We start from the raw sequence: 16,753 nt of genomic DNA on the forward strand, positions 1-16,753 counted from the left end.
GGTACTTACACGCCCTTGCGGTGGCGCCGCGGCTTCTCATCGGACGGCACCTCGCCCCAGCGGCGGACAGCGCCGACCTCCAGACCGAACAGGTCGAGCACGCGGCCGACGCTGTGATCGACCATGGCCCCGATGTTCTCCGGCCTGGCATAGAAGGCCGGGACCGGCGGCGCGATGATCCCGCCCATCTCGGTCACGGTCAGCATGTTGCGCAGGTGCACGGCGGTCAGCGGCGTTTCGCGCACCATCAGCACCAGCCGGCGGCGTTCCTTCAGCACCACATCGGCGGCGCGGGTCAAAAGGCCCGAGGTGACGCCGCTGGCGATCTCCGCCAGCGTCTTTACCGAGCAGGGGGCGACCACCATGCCCAGCGTGCGGAAGGAGCCGCTGGAAATCGCCGCGCCGATATCCTCCTGCGGGTGCCAGTAATTGGCCAGCGCCTGGACGTCGCGCAGCTTCCAGTCGGTCTCGTGCGCCAGTGTGATCTCCGCTGACCGGGACATCACCAGATGCGTCTCGACCGGATGGTCGCGCAGCAGATGCAGCAGCCGGATGCCGTAGAGGACACCGGATGCGCCCGAAATACCGACGATGAGGCGCTGCTTTTCGAGAGGCTTTTCCAAGGAGCTTTCCATGGTCATCACCTAGCGCGGAACCGTGCCCGGGTCCAGCCTGCCGAATAGGGCGGAAAGCCCGATTGTGACGCTTGCACAGGAGGCGTACCATACCCACGTCGAGTTTGTAGAGTTCCTGCGAACCAAGGAGGTTGGATATGGCAACAGCCGATAGCCGGATCGACGCCCTGAAGGTCAAGCATCAGCAGATCGACAACACGCTCCAATCCGAAGCCAGCCGACCGTTTCCCGACGACAATGCCATCGCCTCGCTGAAGAAAGAAAAGCTGAGGCTCAAGGACGAAATCACCCGACTGACGCGCCATTAGCGCAGAGCCTGGCCCCTGAAGGGGCCGAACGCTCCTTCAGGGATGCCGACCCGATATCGGAATACGCGATTTCGCGCATAACGGACTTGCGGGAATGCCGCCAAAACAGTACCGGTAGCGCGTAATCCCGTCGCGTTCGGCTGGACTCTGCCGGACAGTCCGTTAATGTCTCGCCCGACGCTACGCAAAGGATCGCGGAAGCGGTATTCTATGCCGTCATCCGCCCCGATCCGCAGCCATGGAGAATCGCGACCGTGACAGGCACCGACACGCTGAAAACCCGCCGTACCCTGGTGGTTGATGGCGACGAGTACGAATATTACAGCATCGAAGCGGCCCAGAAGGCCGGGCTGGGCGATGTTTCCCGCCTGCCGATGTCGCTGAAGGTTCTGCTGGAGAACCTGCTGCGCTACGAGGATGGCCGTACCGTCACGGTCGATGACGTGATGGCCATGGGCGCCTGGCTGAAGGAGCGGAAGTCCACGCGCGAGATCGCCTACCGCCCGGCCCGCGTGCTGATGCAGGACTTCACCGGCGTGCCGGCAGTGGTCGATCTGGCCGCGATGCGCGACGCCGTTGCCGCGATGGGCGGCGATCCGCGCACCATCAACCCGCTCTCGCCGGTCGATCTGGTCATCGACCATTCGGTGATGGTGGATAATTTCGGCACGATGACCTCCTTCGAGGAGAACGTCGATCACGAGTTCCAGCGCAATGGCGAGCGCTATGCCTTCCTGCGCTGGGGCCAGAAGGCGTTCGACAATTTCCGCGTGGTGCCGCCGGGCACCGGCATCTGCCATCAGGTGAACCTGGAATATCTCTCGCAGGTCGTGTGGACCGGCAAGGACGGCAACCGCACCGTCGCCTATCCCGACACGCTGGTCGGCACCGACAGCCACACCACCATGGTGAATGGCCTGGCCGTGCTGGGCTGGGGCGTGGGCGGCATCGAGGCCGAGGCGGCCATGCTGGGCCAGCCGGTGTCCATGCTGATCCCGGAAGTCGTCGGCTTCAAGCTGACCGGCAAGCTGCGCGAGGGCATGACCGCGACCGACCTGGTGCTGACCATCACCCAGATGCTGCGTGCCCGGGGCGTGGTCGGCAAGTTCGTGGAGTTCTATGGTCCGGGCCTCGACAATCTGTCGCTGGCCGACCGTGCCACCATCGCCAACATGGCGCCGGAATATGGCGCCACCTGCGGCTTCTTCCCGATCGACAAGGAAGCGCTGCGCTACCTTGCCTTCACCGGCCGCGACGACAAGCGCGTGAAGCTGGTCGAGGCCTATGCCAAGGCGCAGGGTATGTGGCGCGACGAGAAGTCGCCCGATCCGGTCTTCACCGATTCGATGGAGCTGGATCTGGACACGGTGCAGCCCTCGCTGGCCGGCCCGAAGCGCCCGCAGGACCGCGTGCTGCTGTCCGACGCGGCGGCTTCCTTCGGCAAGGCGATGGCGGAAATCGGCGCCAGCGGCAAGCAGGTGCCGGTGAAGGGTGCCGACTACAAGCTGGAGGATGGCCGCGTGGTCATCGCCGCAATCACCAGCTGCACCAACACCTCGAACCCGTCGGTGCTGATCGCCGCCGGCCTCGTCGCCCAGAAGGCGCTTGCGAAGGGCCTGAAGGCGAAGCCGTGGGTGAAGACCTCGCTGGCGCCGGGCTCCCAGGTGGTGACCGACTATCTGGAGGCCGCTGGCCTGCAGAAGTCGCTGGACCAGGTGGGCTTCAACCTGGTCGGCTATGGCTGCACCACCTGTATCGGCAATTCCGGCCCCCTGCCGGAGCCGATTGCGAATGCCGTGGATGAGGGCGACCTGCTGGTCTGCTCCGTCCTGTCCGGCAACCGTAACTTCGAGGGCCGCGTGCACCCGCAGGTGAAGGCAAACTACCTCGCCTCGCCGCCGCTGGTCGTCGCTTACGCGCTGGCCGGCACGATGAAGCTGGACCTGACCACGGAGCCGCTGGGCACCGGGTCGGATGGCAAGCCGGTGTACCTGAAGGACATCTGGCCGTCGAACAAGGAAATCCAGGACGCGATGGAGAAGTCGCTGACCGCCGAGATGTTCAAGCGGCGCTATGCGAACGTCTTCCAGGGTCCCGAACAGTGGCAGGCCATCGATACGCCGGAAAGCCTGACCTACAGCTGGGATGACCGCTCCACCTATGTGAAGAACCCGCCCTACTTCAAGGGCATGTCGAAGACTGTGGAAGGCGGTTTCTCCAACGTCTCCGGCGCCCGCGTGCTGGCGCTGCTGGGCGATTCGATCACCACCGACCACATCTCGCCGGCGGGGTCGATCAAGAAGGACAGCCCGGGCGGCAGCTACCTCATGGAGCATGGCGTCCCGCCGGCGGAGTTCAACTCCTACGGCGCGCGGCGCGGCAATCACGAGGTGATGATGCGCGGCACCTTCGCCAATATCCGCCTGAAGAACGAGGCGGCCGGCAACACGCAGGGCGGTTTCGCCAAATATGTGCCCTCGGGCGAGGTCATGTCGATCTACGACGCCTCGATGAAGTACCAGGCCGAGGGCACGCCGCTGGTCGTGGTGGCCGGCAAGGAATACGGCACCGGCTCGTCGCGCGACTGGGCGGCGAAGGGTACCAACCTGCTGGGCATCAAGGCTGTGCTGGCGGAGAGCTTCGAGCGTATCCACCGCTCGAACCTGGTCGGCATGGGCGTGCTGCCGCTGCAGTTCAAGGATGGTGACACCCGCAAGACCCTGGGCCTGACCGGCGACGAGATCATCGACATTTCGGGCATCGGCACGGGCATCAGCCCGCGCATGGATGTGCCGGTGACGATCCGCTACGCCGATGGGCGCACGAAGCAGATCACCGCACTGTGCCGGATCGATACCGCCGACGAGGTCGAGTATTTCCGCAATGGCGGTATCCTGCACTATGTGCTGCGCAACATGGTGAAGGCGGCCTGATCGCTGTCTTTGCTTCATAAAAAATGCAGGAGGGCGCCGGCTTGCCGGCGCCCTTCGCTTTTTTGCTTGTAGTGGCGCCCCGGGATTTACACTTCTTTAAAGTAGCCAGGATTATTATCCGCCTGATCCGGCCCGGAAATGCCGAGCCGGAGGCGTGAAGTGCCGTTTTTTCTTTATGTAGTAGGGGGAATAGGCTAACCCTACCATTCATAGCGGCTGACGCATTTATCCACCACCCATTGGCGACGCCCGCATGCAACATCTCACTGTCGAGCACAGCACCATCTATCGCTACGCGCGTCCCGTGCGGTTCGGCGAGCACCGGCTGATGTTCCGCCCGCGGGACAGCCATGATATCCGGCTGATCTCGACCGGCATCAAGATCACGCCACCGGCGGAAATCCGCTGGCTGCACGATGTGTTCAACAATTCCATCGCGATTGCCTCCTTCTCCGACATGGCGGACACGCTGGAATTCGTGAGCACCATCACGCTGGAGCATTATGGCGGCGATTATCCGGACCTGACGCTGGCGCCCTATGCGCGGATTTTCCCCTTCACCTATTCGGGGGAGGAGATGGCGGATCTCGGCCGCACGCTGGAGCGGCATTACGAGGATCCGGAGCATGAAGTGCTGGAGTGGGCCCGCCAGTTCCTGAACCGGGAAGGCGAAACCCACACCTACGATATGCTGATCGCGATGAATTCGGCGATCAATGCGCGATTCTCCTACGCACGGCGCTACGATCTCGGCACCCAGCCGCCGCTGGAGACGCTGCGCAAGGGTAGCGGCAGCTGCCGGGACTTCGCGCTGCTGATGATGGAAGCGGTACGCAGCCTCGGCCTCGCTGCCCGGTTCGTCTCCGGCTATCTCTATGATCCGGTCCTGGATGGCGGCAGCGAGTCCATGGTCGGCGCCGGCGAGACGCATGCCTGGGTCCAGGTCTATCTGCCGGGTGCCGGCTGGGTGGAGTTCGACCCGACGAACGGGCTGATCGGCGGCGCCAACCTGATCCGCGTCGCGGTGGCGCGTGATCCGTCCCAGGCGGTTCCGCTGCAGGGCTCCTTCTTCGGTGCCGCCAGCGACTTCATCGATATGGAAGTGAAGGTGACGGTCACCGCCCGCCAGGCAGGGCAGGGGGCTTCCCCGACATCACGGCCGCTGGTGGCGACGCTCTAGAGGTTTCCTCAGTTCTGGGCGGCGGGCACGAAGGTGCGTTCCGCCGGGAAGCGGACGGTAACGGTGGTGCCGGTGCCCGGGGTGCTGTCCAGCACCATGCTGCCGCCATGCAGCTCAACCATGGACTTTGTCAACGGCAGGCCAAGGCCGGTGCCGTCATATTTGCGGTGCAGGCTGCTGTCGATCTGGGTGAAGGGCAGCATCGCCTTCTTCAGGTCGGCTTCGCTCATGCCGACGCCGGTATCGGCGACCTTCATGACAATCCCGCCCGCCTCAAGCTGAGCGGACAGCGTCACCGTGCCACCCGGCCCGGTGAACTTGATCGCATTGGACAGCAGGTTCAGCAAAATCTGCCGCAGCCGCTGACGGTCGCCCCGCAGGCCGGGCGTATCCGCCGGCAGCGACTGCTCAAGCGTCAGCTCGGCACCCTGCAGGCGCGGTTGCAGAAGTCGCGTGCAGGATGCGAACAGCTCCGACAAATCAACCACCTCGTCGATCATGTCGATCTTGCCGGCCTCGGCCTTGGACAGGTCGAGGATGTCGTTGATGATACGCAGCAGGTGATTGCCGCTGTCATTGATGTCGGTTGCATATTCCCGGTAGCGCGAATCGCCCAACGGCCCGAACAGCTCGTCGCGCAGGATTTCCGAGAAACCGATCACCGCGTTCAGCGGCGTGCGCAGCTCATGGCTCATATTGGCCAGGAACTCTGACTTGGCACGGCTGGCGGTCTCGGCGCGGTCCTTGGCCTCGTAGAGCTGGATCTCGGTCATCTTGCGGGCGGTGACATTGGTCAGCGCGCCGACCGTGCGATAGACACCCTCCGGCCCGCGCAGCCCGGCGCCGCGGTCATGTACCCAGCGGATGACGCCATCGTCGCCGTGAATCCGGTATTCGCAGGAGAAGCGCTGATTGACGCCCGCCAGATGCGCCTCCCAGGCATGGCGGTAGCGCGGCAGGTCTTCGTCATGCACGCGCTCCAGCCAGTGTGCCCGGGGGATCACCGCCTCGTCGCCGAGGATGCCCGCCACCTCCCGGAAGCGCGACGAGACAAACAGCACGTCGCCCTGGCTCTGCACCCATTCATAGACGCCCTCATTCGCTCCGGCGAGCAGCAGCGCGTGCCGCTCCTCGCTGCGCCGCAGGGCCTGCTCGGCCAGCTTGCGTTCGGTAATGTCGGTGGCGCCGCCGATCAGACGGATGACACGGCCGCTGTCCGGGTCGATGTCGGGTCGGGCATAGACACGCAGCCAGCGCATGACGCCGCTGGGGTCGATAATGCGGAATTCGTCGGTGGCGGGATGCCCTTCCATGATGCGCTGCCGGCGCTGGCGCAGCATGCCGATATCTTCCGGATGGGCGTGGTTGCCCCACCAGACGTCCGGTACCTTGTCGGCCAGGGGGATGAAATTCTCGCCGCCCAGCGAGCCTGCGTGCCATTCCAGATTGGCCGTACCGTCCGGGTCTATGCGATAGGAATAGACCAGGTCGGAGGTCAGCTCGGAGATCACGCGGTAGCGGTGTTCGCTGGCATCGCGCAGGGCCTCGTCGCGCTTGCGGCCGGTGATGTCGCGGCCAACCCCGCGATAGCCGGTGATTGTGCCCGCCTCATCGCGGATCGGCACGCCCGAGGCCTGGACCCAATAGCGCGCGCCATCCGACCCCAGGAAGGAATATTCCAGGTCCTGGAACGCCTCCCCGCGATCCATATGCGCCTGCACCTTCCCGACGAAGTCGGTGTCTGCGTCAATGGAGGCCAGCAGGTCGTGCCGGCTGTGTCCCAGCAGCGTTTCCTTCGACCAGTTGCGTTCGGCGAATGGTCCGGTCAGCCGGCGGAACTCCAGGAAGGTATAGGTCTGGGTCATGTCGGTTTCCCAGAACCAGTCCGCGCTGCACTGCGCGAAATCCTGGAAGCGCTCCTCGCTCAGCTTCAGGTTCTGCTCGATGCGGTAGCGTTCCGTGATGTCGGTATAGAGCGTCACGAAGCCGCCATCGGGTAGCGGCGTATCGCGGATTTCCAGCACCGTGCCGTTCGGCCGCCGGCGCACGAAGATTCGCGCCTTCGCCTCGCGTACGCTCGCCACCCGTTTGGCGACGATGGCGTCGATCTCGCCGCTGCCGTGCTCGCCGCGTTCGGCATTCAGGCGCACCAGCTTTTCGAACGGGTCGCCGATGGCGAACTGTTCCGGTGTCAGGTCCAGAAGCTCAAGGAACCGCTTGTTGAAGCTGGTCACCCGCATGTCGCCATCGATGATGGCGATGCCCTCCGCCATATGGTCGAAAGTGGCCCGCAGCATCGCGGCATTGCGGTCCGATACGGCCTGTGAGCGCGCGGTGTCGGTGACATCCGTGCAGACGCCGCGATAGCCGGTAAACCGGCCTTGCGCGTCGAAGCGCGGGTTGCCGTTGGCGCGGATGAAATGCCGTTCGCCCTTCGGGTCGATATACAGGAAATTGAAGTCGCGGAACGGCTCGTGGGCATTGGCCGTCGCCAGCTGGCGCTGCCAGAGCGGCAGGTCGAAGGCCGCGTTCAGGACGTCGAAGACGGAACGGCCATAGACCTGCTCCGGCGGCAGGCCCAGTACCTCCAGGCCGCGGCTGGAGATCATCGTGAACCGGTGCTGTGCGTCGGTCTCGTAGATCCAGTCCGCGACCACATCCAGAAAGTCGCGCAGCCGGTTTTCCACGGCCTGCAGCTGGTTGCGCAGCAGGGCGTTCTGGCTCGCCAATTCATCCAGATGCGTCACCGGATATATCGATACCGACTCCGTCACACGAGGACCCTTTCGCCCGACCGCGGGCACAAATCAATGGCACCGGGACTCTGCCCGGAATCATACATGAAAGGGACAATAGACGGTATTTCTTAACAAAGACTTAGCCAAATAGATTGGGGTACCGCGCATTGTGACAGGGCTGCGGCAGCCGGCCACAAACTTGCCGTGCCACCCCCTTATCCCTGCCATGCCGGAGGCCTATCCGGGACAGGTCATGCGCCGCACGGGCCGGCAGTTCGCCCAAACAATGGCCGGGCGGCGGCAGGACATCATCATGCGAGAGAGGGAAGTGACATGCTGGATGCGCTGCGCCGTCGCAAGACGGAAGACAAGAACGATTCCGACGGAAGGCAAGAGGCTCAGAGCCCCACCCCGACCACCTCATCCGCCCCGACACAGAAGGCAACAACCATGGAAAACAGGAAGCCCGCCAGCCCGACGGGCGGTTACATGCCGGTACCGGATCGCCGACCGCCGGCCATCCCGAAGCCCTTCGGCGGTTCGTCCGCCGACAATGAGGAGGAGGGCAGCCGGCTGATCGTCGGCCGGAATATCCAGCTGAAGGGGGAAATCACCGCCTGCGACACGCTGGTCGTCGAAGGCCGGGTCGAGGCGTCGATGAACAGCCGCATGATCCAGGTGTCGGAGGCGGGCCTGTTCGACGGCGAGGCGACGGTGGAAACGGCGGAGATCGCGGGACGCTTCGAGGGCAGCCTGACCGCGCGCGAAAGGCTGCTGGTACGCTCCACCGGCAAGATCACCGGCAAGGTCCGCTATGGCCGTGTGGAGATCGAGGATGGCGGCGAGATCGCCGGCGAGATCGGCGTGCTGTCGACCGATGCCCGGGAAAAGTCCGGCGCCACACCGGCGTCACCAGGGACGAAATCGGGCGATGGGGCCGCTGCGTCGGCCCGGCCACCGGTGCCGAATGGCGCAGATTCTCCGCCTGGCGCAAAGGCCAGCGTCGGCTGATAGCGATGGTGCGGGAAAATGGTGGAGCCGAGGGGAGTCGAACCCCTGACCTCTAGAGTGCGATTCTAGCGCTCTCCCAACTGAGCTACGGCCCCGCCGGTGGGAAGCGGCGATATAAGAGAGATCGTCCGCCCCTGTCAAGCGCCCCTGTTAAGAAGGGCGGTGCGGCAGAATCCAAAGAACTGCCGCACCGCCGTTTTCACTGCCGTCAGACGGCGGCGACGACGCCGATCTCGACCCAGAAATCCGGGGTGGCGAGGTTGGATTCCACGCAGGCGCGCGCCGGAGTGTTGCCCTGTGCAACCCAGGCATCCCAAACCGCGTTCATCTCATTGAAGAAACGCATGTCGGTCAGCCAGATGGTGGCGGACAGCAGCTTCGTCTTGTCGGTGCCGGCCTCGGCCAGCAGCGCGTCGATGCGGTCCAGGATGTTCTTGGTCTGCTCGGTGACCGACTTGCCCGGCGCATCAATGGCGACCTGGCCGGCGAGATAGACGGTGTTGTTATGAATGACGGCCTGGCTCATCCGCGGGCCGGCCTGGAGGCGCTTGATGCTCATGTCGCGTATCCCTTGCTTGGTGATGGAACGGCGGGCGGCGCCGGGAGGCGCCATGCCGAGGAAAGTGGCCGCATGGTGCGTCAGGCCGGCGCGCCATGCAACCGCTGTCGGGAGTATGCGCGCATGCATGTGGCGAATTCTCCGGTGATGCGTCGGACGAATGGCGATATGCTTCCCCTAACCCCATGTGGGGATTCCATGTGGGGAATGGCCGGGGAACGGACCAAAACAATAAAGGAGCGGCGACATGACCTTCCGCAATATTCTGGTGCCGATCGAGGATAGTGCACTGCTCCCCTCCATGCTGCAGTGCGCCTTCCTGACGGCGAAGCGCTTTGCCGGCAGCATCGAGGGCATGCCGATCCGCCGCGCCCTGCTGGAGGTGGTGGCCGTCGGCCCTGACGGGTTCGTCGGCGCGACCGCGCATCTGGTCGAGGATTTCGAGCGCGACGAGGCGACCCGCGCGCAGCGTTGCAAGGACAAGTTCACCGGCTTCATGAAGGATCACGGCATCACGCTGGTGGAGCCGCTGACCGCGATGGAAGACGTCACGGCGAGCTGGAACGAGCAGGGCGCACCCGGCGATGCCGTGGTTGGCAATCGCGGTCGCCTGTTCGATGTGATCGTCGTTGGCCGGCCCGCCCGCGACACGTCCACGCCGCGCATGAGTACGCTGGAGGCCGGGTTGTTCGACAGCGGGCGGCCGCTGCTGATCGCCCCGCCCTCGGCCCCGCAGGCGCTGGGCGAGACCGTCGTGATCGCCTGGAACGGCAGCACGGAGACGGCGCGCACCATCGCCTTCGCCGATGCCTTCCTGAAGGCGGCGAAGAAAGTCGTCGTGCTGTCGGTCGAGGGCGCCATGGTGCCCGGCCCAACCGGGGCGGAGCTGGCACAGTACCTCACCCGCAAGGGCATCGCCGCCGAGCACAAGGACATCCTGAACCCGGACAAGCCGGCCGGCGAGGTGATGCTGCGCGAGGCGATGGCAGCAGGTGCCGACCTGCTGGTGAAGGGCGGCTACACGCAGAGCCGCGTGCGCCAGATGATCTTCGGCGGCGCCACCAGCCATATCCTGGCAAACGCCGAAATCCCGGTCTTCATGGCGCATTGAGCGGGCTTAAAGGTTTATATCTCGGCGATTGCTTCTCTCAGACCGTCATTCCCGGGCTTGTCCCGGGAATCCAGGCTTCCGTTCGCTCCGGCACTGATCCAGTAAGCTGAACCCTGGACCCCCGATGCGCCCTTGGGCAACAAGTGCGGGGGTGACGGCTATAGAGCGAGGGGAACTCTCTAACCCTCTCCCCTTGCGGGAGAGGGTGGTGAGCGTCAGCGAACCGGGTGAGGGGGCGGCTCTGCCGGTGCGGCACCCCTCACCCAGCTTCGCCTAGTCTCGGCTTCGCCTCGCCAAGGCTGCGCAACCCTCTCCCGCAAGGGGAGAGGGAAGCTTTCTGTAAAAGCCCTTCCGCGCTTTCCTACCGCCCGCGTTTCGGTGCCTTCTTGCCACCCTGCCGGCCGCCCTTGCCACGCGCGGCGGGTGGTTTGCCGCGCTGCAGCTTGCGAACGGATTTTTTGCCGGTCAGCGGGCCGCCGGCAGCGCCTTGGGTGCCGCCGCCCAGCAGCTCGAACAGCAGGCCACCGGTCACCTGATCAGCCTCCGCCAGCCGCACCTCGACCCGGTCGCCCATGGTCAGCGTCAGCCCGCGTGCCCGGCCGATCAGCCGGTGATGCGCCTCGTCATGATCGTAATAATCCGCCGGCAGGGTGCGGATCGGGATGAAGCCGTCCGCCCCGGTCTCGTCCAGCGTGACGAACAGGCCGAAGCGCGTCACGCCATTGATCCGGCCCTCGAAGCTGGCGCCCACCCGGTCGGCCATGAAGGCGGTGACGAAACGGTCGATGGCGTCACGCTCGGCATGCGCGGCGCGGCGTTCGGTGATCGAGATATGCTCGCCCATCTCGTTGAAGCGCGGCAGTTCCTCGTCGGACAGGGCGCCGGTGCCGAGCTTCAGGCCGCGGATCAGCGCGCGGTGCACCAGCAAGTCGGAATAGCGCCGGATCGGCGAGGTGAAATGCGCGTAGCGCTGCAGGGCCAGGCCGAAATGCCCCAGATTGTCCGGGCTATAGACCGCCTGCGCCTGGGAACGCAGCACGAGCTGGTTCACCATCTGCTCGTTCGGGCCGCCCTTCACCTGCCGCAGGATGCCGTTGAACTGCTTCGGCGTCATGACCTGGCCCCGGGCGAGGTTCACCTCGATGCCGTGCAGCACCTCGCGCAGCCCCTCCAGCTTTTCCGGGTCCGGTTCGTCATGGACGCGGTACATGCAGGGCAGGCGTAGGCTCTCGATGGTCTCCGCCGCGCAGACATTGGCGAGGATCATGAATTCCTCGATCAGCTTGTGGCTGTCGAAGCGGTCGCGCAGACGGATCGCTGCCACCCTGCCATCCTCGCCCAGCACCACCTGCCGTTCGGCGAGGTCCAGCTCCAGCGTGCCGCGTGCCCGCCGTGCCTCGTCCAGCGCCTTGTAGGCGCCGTAGAGCGGCTTCAGCACGCTGTCCAGCAGCGGGGCCGTCGTCTCGTCCGGGCGGCCGTCCATGGCCGCCTGTGCCTGCTCGTAGGTCAGCCGGGCGGCGGAGCGCATCAGCCCGCGCACGAACCGGTGCTTCAGCTTCCGGCCCTTCGCATCGACCCACATATGGACAGCCATGCAGGCGCGGTCCTCGTGCGGGCGCAGCGAGCACAGATCGTTGGACAGCGCCTCCGGCAGCATCGGCACCACCCGGTCGGGAAAATAGACCGAATTGCCGCGCTCGAAGGCACTCTTGTCCAGCGCGTCGGCGGGACGGACATAATGCGCCACATCGGCGATGGCGACCATCAGGTGCCAGCCGCCGGGATTGGCCGGGTCGGGGTCGGACTCGGCGAACACCGCGTCGTCGAAGTCGCGCGCATCCGCACCGTCGATGGTGACCAGCGGAATGCCGCGCAGATCCTTGCGCTTGCCGAGTGCGACCGGCTTCGCCTTTTCCGCCTGTTCCAGCGCGGCGGCCGGAAATTCCGTCGGGATGTCGTTGGTGTAAATCGAGATCAGGCTGATCGAGCGCGGATTGCCGGTCGAGCCCAGCAGCTCGATCACCTTGGCGCTGTGCAGCCCCAGGCGCGGCGCGCGGATGATCTCCGCCAGCATCAGGTCGCCCGGCTTGGCGCCGGCGGCGTCGCGCTTTTCGATGCGGTATTCCTGGCGGTGCTTGCGGTCGGTCGGGCGCAGCACGCCGCCATCGCCGGAAAGATCATAGACGCCCAGCACCCGGTTGGCCGGCCCGCCAAGCTTGCGGATGACGCGGCCTTCATAGAGGTTCGGGCCAACGCGGCGCAGCCGCGCCAGCACCCGCTCGCCGGTGGCGACGGACGGGCTGCCCGGCCGGTCCGGCGCCAGCAGGATGCGCGGCGGCTTGCCGGGCTCCTTCCAGACGGCCGGCACGCCGACCGGCTCGCCATCGGAATCGATCTCCGTCACCTCGACCACGGCGATCTCGGGCAGGCTGCCGGGCTTCGCCACCTTGCGCTTGCGGCCCCGGTCGATGGTGCCGTCCGATTCCAGTTCGCGCAGCACCTTCTTCAGCAGCATCCGGTCATTGCCGGTGATGCTGAAGGCCCGCGCCACCTCGCGCTTGCCGACCGGCACCGGGCTTTCACGGATGAAGGTGGCGATCTGCTCGCGCGTGGGGAAAGAGGCGTGCGGTTTCTTCGCCACCTAGTCGGCCTTCCAGGGCGGAGACTGCCCCTCATCGCCGGCGGCATCAGCTTTCTTTTTTGCGGCCGCTGTTTTTGCCGGTGCCTTCTTTGCCGCAGCCTTCTTTGCCGCAGCCTTCTTTGGCGCGGCCTTCTTCGCAGCGGGGGCTTTCTTGGCGGCGGCCTTTTTCGGTGCCGCCTTCTTGCCCTTGGCGCCCCCCTTGGCGCCCTTCGCCGGACCCTTGGCAGCCAGCAGCTCAATGGCCTGGTCGAGGGATACGGCGTCGGAGTCCATGTCCTTCTTCAGGTTGGCGCGCACCCCGTCATGCTGCACATAGGGGCCGAAGCGGCCCTTGTGCAGGGTGATCGGCTTGCCGGTCTCCGGATGTTCGCCCAGCGCCTTGGCCGCACTGCCCTTCTTGGTGGCCAGCAGGTCCATCGCGCGGTTCATGCCGATGGTCAGCACATCCTCGTCCTTGGGGATGTTCACATAGGTCGAGCCGCGCTTCACATAGGGGCCGAAACGCCCGATGCCGGCGCTGATCGCCTCGCCCGATTCCGGGTCGGCGCCGATCTCCCGTGGCAGAGAAAGCAGCGACAGCGCGCGCTGCAGGTCGATATCGGCGGGCGAGACGCCCTTGGGCAGGGAGACGCGCTTCGGCTTCTCCTCCTTGCTCACCGCCTCGCCCAGCTGGATGTAATAGCCATAGGGGCCCTTGCGCACGGTGACCGGCAGGCCGGTGCCGGGCTCGCTGCCCAGTTCCCGCGTGCCGCCATCGGGCAGGCCACCCTCGGCGCCGTCGCCATCGCCCGGTACCGCCAGCGGCCGTGTGTAGCGACATTCCGGATAGTTGGAGCAGCCGATGAAGCCGCCATTGCGGCCCAGCTTCAACCCCAGCCGTCCGGTGCCGCAGGTCGGGCAGGCGCGCGGGTTCTTGCCGTCACCATTGTCGGGGAAGAAATGCGGCCCCAGATCGGCGTCCAGCGCATCCAGCACCTGGGTGATGGTCAGTTCCCTGGTGCCGTCGATGGCGCTGTGGAAATGGTTCCAGAAGTCGCGCAGCACCTGCTTGTAGTCGATGCGTCCGCCGGAAATGTCGTCGAGCTGGTTCTCCAGCTCGGCGGTGAAATTGTACTGGACGTAGCGCTCGAAGAAGTTCGACAGGAAGGCGGTCACCATCCGGCCACGGTCTTCCGGCACGAAGCGGCGCTTGTCGAGCCGCACATAGTCGCGGTCCTGCAGCACCTGCAGGATGCTGGCATAGGTGGAGGGGCGGCCGATGCCCAGCTCCTCCAGCTTCTTCACCAGGCTGGCCTCGGAATAGCGCGGCGGTGGCTGGGTGAAATGCTGGCTCGGCGTGACCGTGCCCAGGCCCATCGCATCGCCCTTCGCCATCGGCGGCAGCAGGCGGCTTTCATCGTCCTCGGCCGGCTCGTCCCGGCTTTCCTGATAGAGCGTCAGGAAGCCGTCGAAGGCGACGATGGAGCCGGTGGCGCGCAGCGTGACCTTGCCGTCCGGCGTCGTGATGTCCGCCGCCGTCTGGTCCAGCAGGGCGCTTTCCATCTGGCTGGCGACGGTGCGCTTCCAGATCAGCTCGTACAGTTTCAGCTGGTCGCCTTCCAGCGTGCGGGCGACATCCTTCGGCCGGCGGAACAGGTCCGTCGGGCGCACCGCCTCATGCGCCTCCTGGGCGTTCTTCGCCTTGGTGGAATAGGCGCGCGGCACCTCGGGGACGTATTTGTCGCCATAGTCGCGGCCGATCAGGCTGCGGGCGGCGCCCACCGCCTCGCGGCTGATCTGCACGCCGTCGGTGCGCATATAGGTGATGAGGCCGACCGTCTCGCCGCCGATATCCACGCCCTCATAGAGGCGCTGCGCGACCTGCATGGTGCGGCTGGCGGAGAAGCCCAGCTTGCGCGAGGCTTCCTGCTGCAGGGTCGAGGTGGTGAAGGGCGGCTGCGGGTGCCGCTTGACCGTCTTCTTCTCCAGCTCGGCGACGGCATAGCGGCCCTGGCCTGCCTCAATGGCGGCGACAGCCCGCGCGGCGGCGGCCTGGTCCTTCAGCTCCATCTTGCCGAGCTTCTTGCCGTCCAGCTGCGTCAGGCTGGCGGTGAATCTGTCGCCGGCCTTCGTCGTCATCTCGGCGGCGACCGACCAGTATTCCTGCGGCCGGAAGATCTCGATCTCGGCCTCGCGCTCGCAGATCAGCCGCAGCGCGACCGACTGCACGCGGCCCGCCGAGCGGCTGCCCGGAAGCTTGCGCCACAGCACCGGCGACAGGGTGAAGCCCACCAGATAGTCCAGCGCGCGGCGCGCCAGATAGGCGTCCACCATCTCGCGGTTCAGCTCGCGGGGGTTGGCCATCGCCTCCAGCACGGCATTCTTGGTGATCTCGTTGAAGGTGACGCGCTTCACCTCGACGCCCTTCAGCGCCTTGCGCTGCTCCAACACCTCCTTCACATGCCAGGAGATCGCCTCGCCCTCGCGGTCCGGGTCAGTGGCGAGGAACACGCGGTCAGCGCCCTTCACCTCCTTCAGGATTTCCTTCACATGCTTTTCGGAGCGCCCATCGACTTCCCAGATCATCTGGAAATCGCGCTCCGGATCGACCGACCCATCCTTCGGCGGCAGGTCGCGGATATGGCCGAAGCTGGCCAGGACCTTGTAGTCGCCACCGAGATACTTGTTGATCGTCTTGGCTTTCGCGGGAGATTCGACAATGACAAGATTCATGACAGGGCCGCGTAGCCTCTTCTCGTTTACGGGTCGGGCCGGCACTGGCTCACATCCCGTTTTCAGTCGGTCGTGAACCGCAACGAGACCTGGTTGCCCGGATGACGTTCCAGCCGTCCCGCGAGGTCAAGTTCAAGCAGGATCGTCAGGACGATCGATGCTGACAATTGGCATTGGCGGATCAGTTCGTCAACAGCGACGGCGGAAGGCCCTAGGAGTTCAAGGACTTGTTCACGGGCTTTGGCGACCGTTCCGTCGCCCGCGCCGGCAACCGGCGGCAGGTCGAACAGGTCGGGCTCGCGCTCGCCCAGCGGCCGGCGCAGCATCGGGGCCATCGCCTCGATAATGTCGGCCGCACTCTCCACCAGCGTCGCACCCTGGCGGATCAGCCGGTTCGCACCCCGGCAGCGCGGATCGAGCGGCGAGCCGGGCACGGCCATCACCTCGCGCCCCTGTTCGCCGGCAAAGCGCGCGGTGATGAGGGAGCCGGATTTCTCCGCCGCCTCGACCACCACAATGCCGTAGGACAGGCCGGAGATGATGCGGTTGCGGCGCGGGAAATGCCGCGCCGTCGGCTGCGTGCCGGGCGGGGATTCGGCGACCAGCAGCCCCTGTTGCCAGATTTCCTCATACAGGCCGGCATTCTCCTCCGGATAGATCACGTCGATGCCGCCGGCCACCACCGCCGCCGTGGCCTGGGGCAGGGCGCCGCGATGTGCCGCCGCATCAATGCCGCGCGCCAGGCCGGATGCGACGAGATAGCCGGCCTCGCCCAGGTCGCGTGCCAGCCTTTCGGCCAGCGTGCGGCCATTGGCCGAGGCGTTGCGGGCGCCGACGATGGCGATGGCAGGGCGCTCCAGCAGATGCACATGGCCGCGCACCGACAGCACCGGCGGGGCGTCCGGCACGGCGGCCAGCGCCTGCG

Annotated in this window: 11 protein-coding genes and 1 tRNA gene; 5 read left to right on the forward strand and 7 right to left on the reverse strand. The window is 65.7% G+C overall.

What is annotated here, in order from left to right; all coding sequences use genetic code 11:
• Positions 1–5 precede the first annotated feature (5 nt).
• Positions 6–641, reverse strand: a complete 636-nt coding sequence (locus P24_RS15595) for a UbiX family flavin prenyltransferase (protein ID WP_008945704.1) — start codon at positions 639–641, stop codon at positions 6–8.
• A gap of 131 nt (positions 642–772) precedes the next feature.
• On the opposite strand from P24_RS15595, the gene P24_RS19880 reads away from it, so the two are divergent.
• From P24_RS19880 to P24_RS15605, 3 genes are all read left to right on the forward strand, one after another.
• Positions 773–943: a YdcH family protein gene (locus tag P24_RS19880; RefSeq protein ID WP_008945705.1), complete on the forward strand. Its 171-nt coding sequence runs from the start codon at positions 773–775 to the stop codon at positions 941–943.
• Between the two features lie 245 nt (positions 944–1,188).
• The gene (gene acnA / locus P24_RS15600) at positions 1,189–3,876 is read left to right on the forward strand and encodes an aconitate hydratase AcnA (protein WP_040708026.1); all 2,688 of its coding nucleotides are present in this window, start codon (positions 1,189–1,191) and stop codon (positions 3,874–3,876) included.
• A 253-nt stretch (positions 3,877–4,129) separates the two neighbouring features.
• The gene (locus P24_RS15605) at positions 4,130–5,056 is read left to right on the forward strand and encodes a transglutaminase family protein (protein WP_008945707.1); all 927 of its coding nucleotides are present in this window, start codon (positions 4,130–4,132) and stop codon (positions 5,054–5,056) included.
• Positions 5,057–5,064: 8 nt separating this feature from the next.
• On the opposite strand, the gene P24_RS19425 is transcribed toward P24_RS15605, so the two are convergent.
• On the reverse strand, positions 5,065–7,803 hold the full coding sequence (locus P24_RS19425; protein WP_192813255.1) for a PAS domain S-box protein: 2,739 nt from the start codon (positions 7,801–7,803) through the stop codon (positions 5,065–5,067).
• A 441-nt stretch (positions 7,804–8,244) separates the two neighbouring features.
• Between P24_RS19425 and P24_RS15615 the strand changes: the two genes are divergently transcribed.
• On the forward strand, positions 8,245–8,805 hold the full coding sequence (locus tag P24_RS15615; protein ID WP_156816339.1) for a bactofilin family protein: 561 nt from the start codon (positions 8,245–8,247) through the stop codon (positions 8,803–8,805).
• 19 nt (positions 8,806–8,824) lie between these two features.
• Here the strand turns inward: P24_RS15615 and P24_RS15620 are convergent.
• Together P24_RS15620 and P24_RS15625 are read right to left on the reverse strand one after the other, a co-directional pair.
• Positions 8,825–8,900, reverse strand: a tRNA-Ala gene (locus tag P24_RS15620).
• A 113-nt stretch (positions 8,901–9,013) separates the two neighbouring features.
• On the reverse strand, positions 9,014–9,364 hold the full coding sequence (locus P24_RS15625; protein WP_008945710.1) for a RidA family protein: 351 nt from the start codon (positions 9,362–9,364) through the stop codon (positions 9,014–9,016).
• Between the two features lie 247 nt (positions 9,365–9,611).
• Between P24_RS15625 and P24_RS15630 the strand changes: the two genes are divergently transcribed.
• Entirely contained in the window at positions 9,612–10,475 is an 864-nt protein-coding gene (locus P24_RS15630; protein ID WP_008945711.1) for a universal stress protein, read from the forward strand.
• Positions 10,476–10,836: 361 nt separating this feature from the next.
• Here the strand turns inward: P24_RS15630 and rnr are convergent, their stop codons facing one another.
• The 3 genes from rnr to dprA form a co-directional block, all read right to left on the reverse strand.
• On the reverse strand, positions 10,837–13,116 hold the full coding sequence (gene rnr, locus P24_RS15635) for a ribonuclease R (protein WP_008945712.1): 2,280 nt from the start codon (positions 13,114–13,116) through the stop codon (positions 10,837–10,839).
• On the reverse strand, positions 13,117–15,828 hold the full coding sequence (topA, locus tag P24_RS15640) for a type I DNA topoisomerase (protein WP_008945713.1): 2,712 nt from the start codon (positions 15,826–15,828) through the stop codon (positions 13,117–13,119).
• Between the two features lie 62 nt (positions 15,829–15,890).
• Positions 15,891–16,753, reverse strand: an 863-nt coding sequence (gene dprA / locus P24_RS15645; RefSeq protein WP_008945714.1) for a DNA-processing protein DprA, incomplete at its 5' end; no start/stop codon positions are given.

It is taken from the genome of Oceanibaculum indicum P24, from assembly GCF_000299935.1.
GTDB classification, from domain to species: domain Bacteria; phylum Pseudomonadota; class Alphaproteobacteria; order Oceanibaculales; family Oceanibaculaceae; genus Oceanibaculum; species Oceanibaculum indicum.